Here is a 12043-nt window from a genome sequence, read left to right on the forward strand (position 1 = left end):
ACCAGACCGGCGGCGACCACCGAGCCGATGCCGAAGAACGCACCATGGCACAGCGCCGTGATCACCCGCGCGGCCATCAAAGTGGCGTAGTTCGGCGCCAGGGCGCAGAGGATATTGCCGAGAATGAACATCAGCGTCATGCCCAGCAATGTGGCTTTGCGCGGCATGTTGGCGGTGCCGACCGCGAGGATCGGCGCACCGAACACCACGCCCAGAGCGTAACCGGTGATGAGCAGCCCCGCGTTAGGAATGCTCACGGCGAGGTCGCGGGCGACATCGGGCAGCAAGCCCATGATGACGAATTCGGTGGTGCCGATGCCGAAGGCGGCAACGGCCAGTGCAAGCAAGGCGAGTGGCATGCGCAAGGTCTCTGTCGGTAGTCTTGACGCTTTGATCAGGCATGCGCAGGCCGACGACCGTTCTCGGTGAGAGCGGGCAGAGGCAGGAATTATTGGAATTAGTGTGTGCGCAACTGAGTGCGGCGTGGTCGCTTGCAGTATAAACAGCTGCGGACATATGGCGAATCAATTCTCTGCCCCGCCCATGTAGGGGTGGGTGGAGGGGAAAATAAGGAGTGTGCCGTGCTTGCGACGGTTCTGGTGTTGGTGGCGGCGCTGTTGCACGCGGCGTGGAATACCCTGATCAAATTCAGCGCGGAGCGGCTGTTGGTGGTGGCCTGCATGGACAGCGTTGCGCTGCTGTTTGTCGCCCTGATGCTGCCCTTCGTGGCGCTGCCGCCACTGGAGATGTGGCCGTGGATTCTCGCGTCAGCGGCATTTGAGTTGCTCTATCGCTACCTGTTGATCCAGGCCTATCGGGTCGGCGATCTCGGGCTGGTCTATCCGTTGATGCGTGGACTGTCGCCGCTGGTGGTGCTGGCACTGACGCTGATCTTCGCCGGGGAAGTGCTGACGGCTCAGCAGATCTTCGGGATTTTGCTGATCCCGTTCGGCATGTTGTGCCTGCTCTGGCAGGGCGGTGGCGGGGTACGTCTGCCGTGGTCAATGCTGCCGGTGGTGGCACTGATCGGATTGTGCATCGGTTGTTACACCTTCATCGATGGCCAGGCCTTGCGACGCTGGTCCCATCCGCTGGACTACCTGGTATGGGTCACATTGCTCAGTGCCTGGCCATTCCCGTTGCTGGCGCTGGTGCGCAAACGCCCGGCGTTCATGCTGTTCTGGCGCGAACAGTGGCGGTTGGGATTGGCGGTCGGGTTTTGCGTGCTGTTCAGCTACGCTCTGGTGCTGTGGGCCATGCAGCTCGGTTCGATTGCCGAGGCGGCGGCGCTGCGCGAGATCAGCGTGATTCTGGTCGTGCTGTTCGGTATGCGCTACCTCAAAGAGCCTTTCGGCAGGCCCCGGCTCTTGGCCTGTGGGCTGGTGCTGATCGGCATGTTGGTGATGAAGTTGTAGTCGCCGCTGATGGAATTCGATTTTCTATAACTTGAAGAAGGGACTGCGTTATGACGGTTGCTCTGTGGTGCATTTTGATTGCGCTCTTTTTGCCTTACTTGTGCATAGGCATCGCCAAGATCAGTGGCGGGTACGGGCTTAGACACAATCATGACCCTCGGAGGTTTCTCGATTCCCTGGAAGGCTTGGGCAGGCGGGCGCATGCGGCGCAACTGAACAGTTTTGAAGTGACCCCGGCGTTTGCGGCGGCGGTGATCGTGGCTCACTTGGCCGGCAATGCCGAGCTGGTGACGATTAATGTGCTGTCGGTGCTGTTCATCACCAGTCGGCTGCTCTTCATCATCTGCTACTTGGCGGACTGGGCGATATTGCGGTCGCTGGTATGGTTTGTGGGGATGGGGTTGATCGTCAGTTTCTTTGTGGTGTCGGTTTAAAGGCAAGATCAAAAGATCGCAGCCTTCGGCAGCTCCTACATTGGCCGCGTGCGCCGCAATATCGCGGATGAACATCGATCCCTGTAGGAGCTGGCGCAGCCTGCGATCTTTTGTTTTTAAAGTTTGTCAGCTACCTGCGGCACTTGCGGCAACGCCGCCCCCTTAGGCCAAAGCATCCAGATTTGCCCCTGTTGTTTCATGTCGCCGGCCAATTGCCCGGCCGCCTCGCCCGTGCCCCAGAACAGGTCCGCGCGGACCTCACCGGCGATCGCGCCGCCAGTGTCTTGCGCGGCCACCGGGCGTACCAGTGCGCTGCCGTCCGGTCGTGTGGTCGATAACCACAACAAGCTGCCGAGTGGAATCACCTTGCGGTCCACCGCCGCGCTATAACCTGCGGTCAGCGGGACATTCAGCGAGCCGCGCGGTCCTTCGTTGCTGTCGGGGTTGCGGGTGAAGAACACGTAGCTGGGGTTGCTGCCAAGCAGTTCGGGAATACGCGCAGGATTCGCCTTGGCCCAGGTGCTGATAGCGCCCATGGTCACGTCTTCTTTCTTCAGCTCACCCTGGTCCATCAGCCAGCGGCCGATGGGTCGATACGGGTGGCCGTTCTGATCGGCGTAACCGACGCGCAACTGACGACCGTCATCAAGCTGGATGCGACCCGAACCCTGGATTTGCAGGAACTGCAGGTTCATCGGGTCGGTCAGCCAGGCAATCACCGGCGCCTTCACGCCTTTGGTTTCAATGGTTGCCGCGTCGTCGTACGGCTTGAGCACGCGACCTTCGAGCCTTCCCCGCAGGCGCTTGCCTTTGAGTTCCGGATAGATACTGTCCAGCGAGACGATGATCATGTCCTCGGGCACACCGTACACCGGGATGTTGGCTTCCTCGGTCTGGGTCAGGCTGCCGGGGTACACCGGTTCGTAGTAACCGGTAATCAGGCCGTTGGGGTTGTCATTGGCGGCACGCAGGCCATAGACGTCCAGATTCTGTTTGAGGAAGCCGCGGATGTCCTTGGCGGTTGGCTGCACATTGGCGGAAGCCGCACAGGTGCCGCCCCAGACCGGGTCGGCCTTGAGTCGGGTGCAGGCGCTGCGCCACGAGCCGAAGCCGGCGACGAGGTCGTTGTCGGACACCGCCGGAAGCGCTTCCCAGGTGGCGCTGGAGTAGGTCGCCAGTGCGTGGGTTTTCGGTTTGCTGCTGTCGCCGCCGGTGCAACCCGCCAGCACGGCCACCATCGGAAGGGTCCAGGCCAGATTGTGACGCCATGCCTTGAAACGGCTGTTCATGGAGTAATTCCTTTGTCGGTTGCCTGAGTGCTCCATGCGCTCAAACAACCCGTATTGATAATAGGGCTATTGGTCTTTGCCGGTGACGCGAGGATACTGGCCGCCGTTTCCAGTGACCTGAAGCCACCATGACTCTTAAAAGACTTTCTGTTGTATTGCTGGCCTGCCTGACCTTGTCTGCCTGCGGTGGTGTCGACCCGAACTCGCCGCTGGGTCAGCGCAAGGCGATCTTCAAGCAGATGCTCAAGACCGGCGAAGATCTGGGCGGCATGTTGCGTGGGCGTATTCCGTTCGATGGCCCGAAATTCGCCGACGGCGCCGTGAAACTTGATGCCTTGTCCCGTGAGCCGTGGAAACATTTCCCGCAGGTGCGCGAAGAAGATCACACCAGCGCCAAGGATGATGTCTGGCAGAAGCAGGCACGCTTCCAGGAAATGGCCCGCACCCTTGAAGACGCCACCGGTGAACTGGTGATTGCCAGCAAGGTTCAGCCCTACAAGGTCAGCAATCTGGGGCCGGCGGTACAGAAAGTCGAAGATGCCTGCAGTGCGTGCCATAAAGAGTTTCGGGATCATTGATTTGCAGCGCTTTCCCGTGGCGAGGGGGCTTGCCCCCGTTCGACTGCGCAGCAGTCGCAATCCAGCCAATGCAATCCGATAGATTGATTGCGGTTGCCATTTTGGGGCTGCTTCGCAACCCAACCGGGGCGAGCCCCCTCGCCACAAAAGCCCCTTGTTCAAGCCGGACTACTTATCCAGCTCATCCAGCGCTTCCTGCAACTCCTTGCGCGATTGAGCCAGTTTGTCTTTGCGCTTGTTGATCTTCTCGGCGTCGCCTTTTTTCATCGCCTTCTCGAGGTCGGCCTGACGCGTGCTGACTTCGTGCTTGGCGTCGAGCACCTTGTTTTCCCGTTCCTTCTTCAAGGAGGCGTCGGTGCAATGGGCAGTCACTTCGTTCAGGGCGGTTTCCAGGCCCGCCTGTTGATCGGCGTTGCCGCGGGACTTGGCCAGTTCAATCTGGTTGATGATGCCCTGTTTTTTAGCTGCACAGCCGGTCAGGCCCGGGGCGTCTTCGTCAGCCATCAATGGAGCGGCCATCACGCTGCACAGGGTCAACACGGCGAGCGGTGAAAGAAGTTTCATAAAAGCTCCAGGTGAAAAATTCGATATAGCGATGGGCTGTTTGAGCGCATCGGCACCTTTGGGTTCCCGGTTCTCAGGCAGGGCTGGCGTCTAGAAACCGTCAATCCCGGCAACACGTAATGTCTCACTCAAGGCCAGGACCTGCGGGTCGCGGAAAAATGCGCTCAATTGCGCTGCGCGCCGTGGGCCGATGCCGGCTTCGGCCTGCCATTGTTCGGTGTTTCGTTGCGCCAGCGCCTGCCATGAATCGGCGAGACGTGCCTGGCCGGTTGGCGGCAAGCCCAGGGCTTTGAGCCAGCGAGCGAATGGGCGTTGCCGGGCGCTGTTGAAACTGTTCAAAAGACGAGCACTGCTGCGCTCACCGAAGCCGTCAATGTTAGCAAGCTCTTGCCCATCAAGGGTCATCCAATCGAGCAGACTGTCGAGGCGTTCGGCCTTGAGCAGTTTCTCCCAGGTGCCTGGCCCGACATGAGGCAATGCCAGCCCCTGTTTACCACTGAGCCAGGCCAGGCGTGCGAGAAATTGGCTTTCGCATCCTGGTGTAGGTTGCCAGCAGCTTAAAGAATGAAAGTCTGTTGTCAGCGGTACATTCAATTCCGGGCGTTCGGTGCTGCGCAATACGACACCATCGAGCCTGGGGATAGTCAGCCCCGCCAGGCTGATGGCGACCTGATCGCCGGGCCGGATGTCCAGCGCTTCCCAGCGTTGCAGGGAGCTGGCGCTCACGTGCTTGATCTGTCGGTCATCAAGCAACACCGGTACCAGATCCAGCACCGGTGTGATCCGGCCGGTTCGTCCAATCTTGAAGTGAACCTTGCGCACTTCGGCCAGCGCCTGGGCAAAAGGGTATTTCCAGGCGACGCTCCAGTAAGGCGCTTTCGCCTGCCAGCGCTCGGCCGGTGGGCGCTGGCCCTGGCGCAACACGACCCCATCGCTGGCAAAGGGCAGGGGGGAGCGATACCAGTGATCGCGCCAGCGTTTGGCATCGGCAAATGCCTTGATCGGCTGACTGTAGGTCGCCGTGCTCGGGAACCCCAATTCATCCAGAGCCGCTACCCGGGCCGGCAGGTTTTTCGGGCCCTGTGGCCAATCCCAGACAAACAACCCGATACCGGCGGCTTGCTCGGTGCTAAGCGCCTTGCGCGCCATCAACCCGGCCACCGTGGCCCGGGCATTGAGGCTGCCGGCCTGGGCTTGCACGTGTTCGGTCAGGCGCCAATAGAGTTCGCCTTGCACCAGCAAGTCCAGCGACTGCGAAAGTTTTTGCGGGATGGCGGCGATCTGGCGTGCCGCGGCTGTCCAGTCCTGGCCGCTTGCCCCGTCGCCTCGACTGATCGCCCGGTGCAACCAGCCGTTGCGATAAATCAACGTCACCGCCACACCGTCTACCTTGGGCTGAATCCACACCTCGCCCCGATCGTTCAGCCAGGCTTCGACGGCGCGCCCATCGCGCAGTTTTTCCAGGCCGGTATGGGCGATGGGGTGAGTAACCGTGCCGCCGGCCGTACGCAATGGCTCAGTGGAGGGGCCTGAATCAAAACACTCGCGCCATTCGGTCAGCCGCGCGCGGGACTGATCGTAGAGTTCATCGGCGATCAGCGACTGGCCTTCACGGTGGTAGCTGTCGTCCCAGCGATCGATTTGCAGTTGCAGGGTAGTGATTTCTTCCTGCGCGCGGTCGGAAGGCCAATCGGGGCATTCGGCGGCATTGGCGGTCTGGCTGGCGAGGGTCAGCAGGAAAGCGAAAAGCAGGTGCAGGTTGGGCAGCATCGAGAGCGTCCTTGCTCAGTGGGATGCTTGAAGGCTAGATCAGTACTGGTAGGCGCGAAGGGTGGTTTTTTTTGCTGAGTGTTTCTGGCATGAGACAGAGGTTGCTGGGCTGGCCTCTTCGCGAGCAAGCCCGCTCCCACATGGGATCTTTTGTGTACACAGATGCTGTGAGTGACCGAGATCAAGTGTGGGAGCGGGCTTGCTCGCGAAGGCGGCGACATGGTCTCAAGCAGCAGAACAATAAAAAGCCCCGCACGGCGAACCGTGCGGGGCTTTGGGTACCGCAGGAAAAGTCTTACAGGCCCGCAGCGACACGCAGGTCGTCGGCGCGGTCAGTTTTTTCCCAGGTGAAAGTGGTGAACGTATCGTCGCCCACAGTCTTGGTGCTCGGGGTGCGACCGAAGTGGCCGTACGCAGCGGTTTCCTGGTACATCGGGTGCAGCAGGTCAAGCATGGTGGTGATTGCGTATGGACGCAGGTCGAACACTTCGCGAACCAGTTTGACGATCTTGTCGTCGCTGATTTTGCCGGTGCCGAAGGTGTTCAACGAAATCGACGTAGGCTGGGCAACACCGATCGCGTAGGAAACCTGAATTTCGCAACGCTCGGCCAGGCCGGCGGCAACGATGTTCTTGGCCACGTAACGACCGGCATAGGCCGCCGAACGGTCAACCTTCGATGGATCCTTGCCGGAGAACGCGCCACCGCCGTGACGAGCCATGCCGCCATAGCTGTCGACGATGATCTTGCGGCCGGTCAGGCCGCAGTCGCCAACCGGGCCACCGATGATGAACTGGCCGGTCGGGTTGATGTGGAACTGGGTGTCTTTGGACAGCAGTTCGGCAGGCAGTACGTGCTTGACGATCAGCTCCATCACGCCTTCGCGCAGGTCTTTGTAGGACACGTCAGGGTTGTGCTGGGTCGACAATACAACCGCGTCGATACCGACAACCTTGCCGCCTTCGTAACGGCAAGTCACTTGCGACTTGGCGTCCGGGCGCAGCCAAGGCAGCAGGCCGGATTTACGGGCTTCAGCCTGACGTTGAACCAGCTGGTGCGAGAAGGTGATCGGTGCTGGCATCAGCACGTCGGTTTCGTTGCTGGCGTAGCCGAACATCAGGCCCTGGTCGCCGGCGCCCTGGTCTTCAGGCTTGGCACGATCAACGCCTTGGTTGATGTCGGGGGACTGCTTGCCGATGATGTTCATCACGCCGCAGGTCGCGCCGTCGAAACCGACATTGGAGCTGTTGTAGCCGATGTCGAGAATCACGTTACGGACGATGTCTTCCAGGTCGACCCAGGCCGACGTGGTGACTTCACCTGCGATGATTGCCACGCCGGTTTTCACCAGAGTCTCGCACGCTACGCGGGCGAACTTGTCTTCAGCAATGATGGCGTCCAGCACCGCATCGGAAATCTGGTCGGCGATTTTGTCCGGATGCCCTTCAGACACGGACTCGGAGGTGAAGAGGGAGTATTCGCTCATCTCGATTTTTTCCTGAATTTACCGATGGTGAGTGTCGCCAGTCGGTCGCTGAAAATGGCGGACCTGAATCTGGAAACCATTACGTAAGCCTACATAGAGGCTTTCCCCGGGAACGAGTCCCGCAGCGGTGGCCCAACGGGCCAGATCGTCCTGTTCAAACCCCAACCAGAGATCACCGCAGGCCTCCCTGGCCCAACTCTGGTTGTGGCTACATAACTCTGTCACGAGCAGGCTACCGCCCGGTTGCAGCAAGTCGGCCATGCGCTTGAGTGCGTCGGCCGGCGCGGCGAAATGGTGCAGTACCATGTTCAGTACAACGCAATCAGCCTTGTGGCTGACACCGTTCAATGCATCGGCCAATTGCAGGCTGACGTTAGCCAGCATTTCACGTTCGCAGAGCTGGCGGGCCAGATCGAGCATCGCCGGGCTGTTGTCCAGCGCCGCGACTTGAGCGAAACGACGTGCCAGTTCCGGCAGAAAGCCGCCATCGCCAGGGCCCACTTCGATGGCTGTGGCTTCGGGGCCGAAACTCAGTTTGTCGAGCAGTGCCACCACGCTTTCGCGGTACTGCGGCAGGCCGGCAATCAGGTCTTGCTGGGCACGAAACTTCTCCGCGACCCGTGAGAAAAAGTCCTGGCTGGCCGCCGCTCGCTGCCCATGGACCTGACCGATCCGCGACTGAACGTCAGTCGGCAGGGTCAGGTTGTCCACTTCTTCCAGCAGCGCGGCATGCAGCTTGCCGCCCAGCAGATCTGTGTGGGGCAGGGCGCGACGGTAGAAAATCGCATTGCCTTCACGACGGGTCGCCACCAGATCGGCCTGGGCCAAAACCTTGAGGTGATGACTCATGCCGGACTGGCCGATGCCGAAGATCTGCGCCAGTTCCAGTACGCCGAACGAATCGTTGGCCAGTGCGCGCAATACATTCAGCCGCAGAGGATCGCCGCCGGCCTTGCACAGGGCCGCCAGCTCATCGCAATCGTCATGTCGAATGGAAGGCGCGCGTAAATTCATAAGGCCAGCAGTCTAGTGACGGTCATAAATCACCGCAAGAGCAATATCAAAAAGTTTTGATATTGCTCGATGGATGGCATTTCTCAGCGTTAGGTTTAGTCAGCAAACGAACAGCGGAAAGGTTTCACCCGTCGAATACGCTGTTATCCATTGGAAAAACGCCTTCAGATGACTATCTGTCATTGCCCCGAGGCGGGTCGGTGAGGGAAAATGCTCGCCTTTTTTCCGTTTCGTTTTATTCACTCTCGATTCAATATCCGCAGGAGAACAGCGATGCCCAGCCGTCGTGAGCGTGCCAACGCCATTCGTGCCCTCAGCATGGATGCCGTGCAAAAAGCCAACAGCGGCCATCCCGGTGCCCCTATGGGTATGGCGGATATCGCCGAAGTACTTTGGCGTGACTACCTGAAGCACAACCCGAGCAATCCATCGTTCGCTGACCGTGACCGCTTCGTGCTGTCCAACGGTCACGGTTCGATGCTGATCTACTCGCTGCTGCACCTGACCGGCTATGACCTGTCGATCGATGACCTGAAAAACTTCCGCCAGCTGCACAGCCGCACCCCGGGTCACCCGGAGTTCGGTTACACCCCGGGCGTTGAAACCACCACCGGTCCACTGGGTCAAGGCCTGGCCAATGCCGTGGGTTTCGCCCTGGCAGAAAAAGTCCTGGCGGCGCAGTTCAACCGTCCCGGGCATAACGTTGTCGATCACCACACCTACGTGTTCCTGGGTGATGGCTGCATGATGGAAGGCATTTCCCACGAAGTCAGCTCCCTGGCCGGGACCTTGGGCCTGGGCAAACTGATCGCCTTCTACGATGACAACGGCATCTCCATCGACGGCGAAGTCGAAGGCTGGTTCACCGACGACACGCCGAAGCGTTTCGAGGCCTACAACTGGCAGGTGATCCGCAACGTCGACGGTCATGACCCGGAAGAAATCAAGATCGCCATCGACACGGCGCGCAAAAGCGAGCAGCCGACGCTGATCTGCTGCAAGACCACCATCGGTTTCGGTTCGCCGAACAAGCAAGGCAAGGAAGATTGCCACGGCGCCCCATTGGGTGACGCGGAAATCGCGCTGACCCGTGAAGCACTGAAGTGGAACCACGGCCCGTTCGAAATCCCGGCCAACATCTATGCCGAGTGGGATGCCAAGGAAGCCGGTCGCGCTGCCGAAGCCGAGTGGGATCAGCGTTTCGCTGCTTACTCCGCGGCCTTCCCGGAGCTGGCCAACGAGCTGGTTCGTCGTCTGAGCGGCGACCTGCCGGAAGACTTCGCGGAAAAAGCGGCTGCTTACATCGCTGAAGTCGCGGCCAAGGGCGAAACCATCGCCAGCCGTAAAGCCAGCCAGAACGCCCTGAACGCGTTCGGCCCGCTGCTGCCGGAACTGCTCGGCGGTTCGGCTGACCTGGCCGGTTCCAACCTGACCCTGTGGAAAGGTTGCAAAGGCGTCACCGCCGAAGACGCCAGCGGCAACTACATGTACTACGGCGTTCGCGAGTTCGGCATGAGCGCGATCATGAACGGCGTGGCCCTGCACGGCGGCCTGGTGCCTTACGGCGCGACCTTCCTGATGTTCATGGAATACGCCCGCAACGCAGTGCGCATGTCGGCGCTGATGAAGAAACGCATCATCTATGTGTTCACCCACGACTCCATCGGTCTGGGCGAAGACGGCCCGACTCACCAGCCGATCGAGCAACTGGCCAGCCTGCGCTGCACGCCGAACCTCGACACCTGGCGTCCAGCCGATGCCGTTGAATCGGCAGTGGCCTGGAAATGCGCTCTGGAGCGTGACGATGGCCCGTCGGCACTGATCTTCTCCCGTCAGAACCTGCAGCACCAAACTCGTGACGCGGTGCAGATTGAGTGCATCAATCGCGGCGGTTACGTGTTGAAGGACTGCGCAGGCGAGCCTGAGCTGATCCTGATCGCCACCGGTTCGGAAGTCGGCCTGGCCGTTCAAGCCTTCGACAAACTGACCGAGCAAGGCCGCAAGGTGCGTGTTGTTTCGATGCCGTGCACCAGCGTCTTCGAAGCCCAGGACGCTGGCTACAAGCAAGCGGTCCTGCCATTGCAGGTCAGCGCCCGTATCGCCATCGAAGCTGCTCACGCGGACTACTGGTACAAGTACGTGGGCCTGGAAGGCCGCGTGATCGGCATGACCACCTACGGCGAGTCGGCGCCTGCGCCTGCCTTGTTCGAAGAGTTCGGCTTCACCCTGGAAAACATCCTGGGTCAGGCTGAAGAGCTGCTGGAAGACTAAGTCCGACAGTTGCGTTGTCTGTGCTGACGTCTTCGCGGGCAAGCCTCGCTCCTACAGGGATTTACACCGCCCATGTAGGAGCGAGGCTTGCCCGCGAAGGCAATTGAACATTCAACGCAACACTGACGGATTCACCACGGTAATCGAGAACCCCATGCCTCAACCGCGTCCTTACAAAGTTGCACTCAACGGCTACGGCCGGATTGGTCGTTGCGTCTTGCGTGCGTTGTTTGAGCGAGGCTCGACGGCCGGGTTTGAAATTGTCGCGATCAACGATCTGGCCGACATGGCCAGCATCGAATACCTGACACGCTTTGACTCCACTCACGGGCGGTTTCCCGGTGAGGTGAGGGTCGAGGGCGATTGTCTGCATATTAAAGGCGACTGCGTGAAGGTCCTGCGCAGTGCCACCCCCGAAGGCATCGATTGGGCGTCACTGGGCGTCGATCTGGTGCTGGAGTGCTCCGGCGCTTATCACACGCGTGCCGATGGCCAGCGATTCCTCGACGCCGGCGCGCCACGGGTGCTGTTTTCCCAGCCGATGGCCAGCGAGGCGGATGTCGACGCCACCATCGTCTACGGTGTGAACCAGGATTGCCTGACCGGCGACGAGCTGCTGGTGTCCAACGCCTCCTGCACCACCAACTGCGGCGTGCCGCTATTGCGCCTGCTGGATCAGGCCATTGGTCTGGAATACGTGTCGATCACCACCATCCACTCGGCGATGAACGATCAGCCGGTCATTGACGCCTATCACCACGAAGACCTGCGCCGCACCCGTTCGGCGTTCCAGTCGGTGATTCCGGTGTCCACTGGTCTGGCGCGAGGCATTGAACGCCTGCTGCCGGAACTTGCCGGGCGAATTCAGGCCAAAGCCGTGCGGGTGCCGACGGTTAACGTGTCCTGCCTCGACATTACGATGCAGACCGTAAGCGATACCGACGCCACCGAGGTCAACCGGATTCTGCGCGAAGCCGCCACCCATGGCCCGCTCAAGGGCCTTCTGGCCTACACCGAGTTGCCTCACGCCAGTTGTGATTTTAATCATGACCCACATTCGGCCATCGTCGATGCCAGTCAGACACGCGTTTCCGGCCCTCGGCTGGTGAACATCCTGGCCTGGTTCGACAACGAATGGGGTTTTGCCAATCGAATGCTGGACGTTGCAGAACACTATTTGCAAACAGCTGCACCACAACCAAAACCTGCTCTCTAAAACAGC

General features: G+C 60.3%; 11 protein-coding genes. 5 read left to right on the plus strand and 6 right to left on the minus strand.

Going from position 1 to position 12043, the window contains the following annotated elements; all coding sequences use genetic code 11:
- On the minus strand, window positions 1–359 hold a 359-nt coding region (locus PMI18_RS27760; protein ID WP_007894917.1), incomplete at its 3' end, for an MFS transporter.
- Window positions 360–581: 222 nt separating this feature from the next.
- Here PMI18_RS27760 and PMI18_RS27755 point away from each other — a divergent pair.
- Window positions 582–1415 carry an EamA family transporter gene (locus PMI18_RS27755; RefSeq protein WP_007894918.1) on the plus strand — a complete coding sequence of 278 codons (834 nt, stop codon included), beginning with the start codon at window positions 582–584 and terminating at the stop codon, window positions 1413–1415.
- Window positions 1416–1465: 50 nt separating this feature from the next.
- The gene (locus PMI18_RS27750; RefSeq protein ID WP_007894919.1) at window positions 1466–1849 is read left to right on the plus strand and encodes an MAPEG family protein; all 384 of its coding nucleotides are present in this window, start codon (window positions 1466–1468) and stop codon (window positions 1847–1849) included.
- A 116-nt stretch (window positions 1850–1965) separates the two neighbouring features.
- Here the strand turns inward: PMI18_RS27750 and mltA are convergent, their stop codons facing one another.
- The gene (gene mltA / locus PMI18_RS27745; protein ID WP_007894920.1) at window positions 1966–3138 is read right to left on the minus strand and encodes a murein transglycosylase A; all 1173 of its coding nucleotides are present in this window, start codon (window positions 3136–3138) and stop codon (window positions 1966–1968) included.
- A gap of 128 nt (window positions 3139–3266) precedes the next feature.
- Here mltA and PMI18_RS27740 point away from each other — a divergent pair, with 128 nt between their 5' ends.
- Complete coding sequence (locus PMI18_RS27740) at window positions 3267–3716, plus strand: c-type cytochrome (protein WP_007894921.1); 450 nt, start codon at window positions 3267–3269, stop codon at window positions 3714–3716.
- 168 nt (window positions 3717–3884) lie between these two features.
- Here PMI18_RS27740 and PMI18_RS27735 read toward each other — a convergent pair whose 3' ends face one another.
- The 4 genes from PMI18_RS27735 to PMI18_RS27720 form a co-directional block, all read right to left on the minus strand.
- The gene (locus PMI18_RS27735; RefSeq protein ID WP_007894925.1) at window positions 3885–4280 is read right to left on the minus strand and encodes a DUF1090 domain-containing protein; all 396 of its coding nucleotides are present in this window, start codon (window positions 4278–4280) and stop codon (window positions 3885–3887) included.
- A gap of 90 nt (window positions 4281–4370) precedes the next feature.
- Window positions 4371–6050 (minus strand): NAD-dependent DNA ligase LigB, encoded by a 1680-nt coding sequence (gene ligB, locus PMI18_RS27730; RefSeq protein ID WP_007894926.1) that lies wholly within the window; start codon window positions 6048–6050, stop codon window positions 4371–4373.
- A 295-nt stretch (window positions 6051–6345) separates the two neighbouring features.
- Entirely contained in the window at window positions 6346–7536 is a 1191-nt protein-coding gene (metK, locus tag PMI18_RS27725) for a methionine adenosyltransferase (RefSeq protein ID WP_007894927.1), read from the minus strand.
- An 18-nt stretch (window positions 7537–7554) separates the two neighbouring features.
- Window positions 7555–8550 (minus strand): ArsR/SmtB family transcription factor, encoded by a 996-nt coding sequence (locus PMI18_RS27720; protein ID WP_007894928.1) that lies wholly within the window; start codon window positions 8548–8550, stop codon window positions 7555–7557.
- A 273-nt stretch (window positions 8551–8823) separates the two neighbouring features.
- Here PMI18_RS27720 and tkt point away from each other — a divergent pair, with 273 nt between their 5' ends.
- Together tkt and epd are read left to right on the plus strand one after the other, a co-directional pair.
- A complete protein-coding gene (gene tkt / locus PMI18_RS27715) occupies window positions 8824–10821 on the plus strand; it encodes a transketolase (RefSeq protein ID WP_007894929.1) in 1998 nt (665 codons plus the stop codon).
- Between the two features lie 154 nt (window positions 10822–10975).
- Complete coding sequence (epd, locus tag PMI18_RS27710) at window positions 10976–12037, plus strand: erythrose-4-phosphate dehydrogenase (RefSeq protein ID WP_007894931.1); 1062 nt, start codon at window positions 10976–10978, stop codon at window positions 12035–12037.
- Window positions 12038–12043: the final 6 nt, after the last annotated feature.

This window comes from Pseudomonas sp. GM102 (assembly GCF_000282555.1).
In the GTDB taxonomy this organism is placed as follows: domain Bacteria; phylum Pseudomonadota; class Gammaproteobacteria; order Pseudomonadales; family Pseudomonadaceae; genus Aquipseudomonas.

What these genes read in the sequence shown, in the direction of transcription:
- epd (WP_007894931.1), top strand. Translation starts at nt 10,976, where the DNA reads ATGCCTCAACCGCGTCCTTACAAAGTTGCACTCAACGGCTACGGCCGG.
- mltA (WP_007894920.1), bottom strand. Translation starts at nt 3,138, where the DNA reads ATGAACAGCCGTTTCAAGGCATGGCGTCACAATCTGGCCTGGACCCTT.
- tkt (WP_007894929.1), top strand. Translation starts at nt 8,824, where the DNA reads ATGCCCAGCCGTCGTGAGCGTGCCAACGCCATTCGTGCCCTCAGCATG.
- PMI18_RS27720 (WP_007894928.1), bottom strand. Translation starts at nt 8,550, where the DNA reads ATGAATTTACGCGCGCCTTCCATTCGACATGACGATTGCGATGAGCTG.
- PMI18_RS27740 (WP_007894921.1), top strand. Translation starts at nt 3,267, where the DNA reads ATGACTCTTAAAAGACTTTCTGTTGTATTGCTGGCCTGCCTGACCTTG.
- PMI18_RS27750 (WP_007894919.1), top strand. Translation starts at nt 1,466, where the DNA reads ATGACGGTTGCTCTGTGGTGCATTTTGATTGCGCTCTTTTTGCCTTAC.
- ligB (WP_007894926.1), bottom strand. Translation starts at nt 6,050, where the DNA reads ATGCTGCCCAACCTGCACCTGCTTTTCGCTTTCCTGCTGACCCTCGCC.
- metK (WP_007894927.1), bottom strand. Translation starts at nt 7,536, where the DNA reads ATGAGCGAATACTCCCTCTTCACCTCCGAGTCCGTGTCTGAAGGGCAT.
- PMI18_RS27735 (WP_007894925.1), bottom strand. Translation starts at nt 4,280, where the DNA reads ATGAAACTTCTTTCACCGCTCGCCGTGTTGACCCTGTGCAGCGTGATG.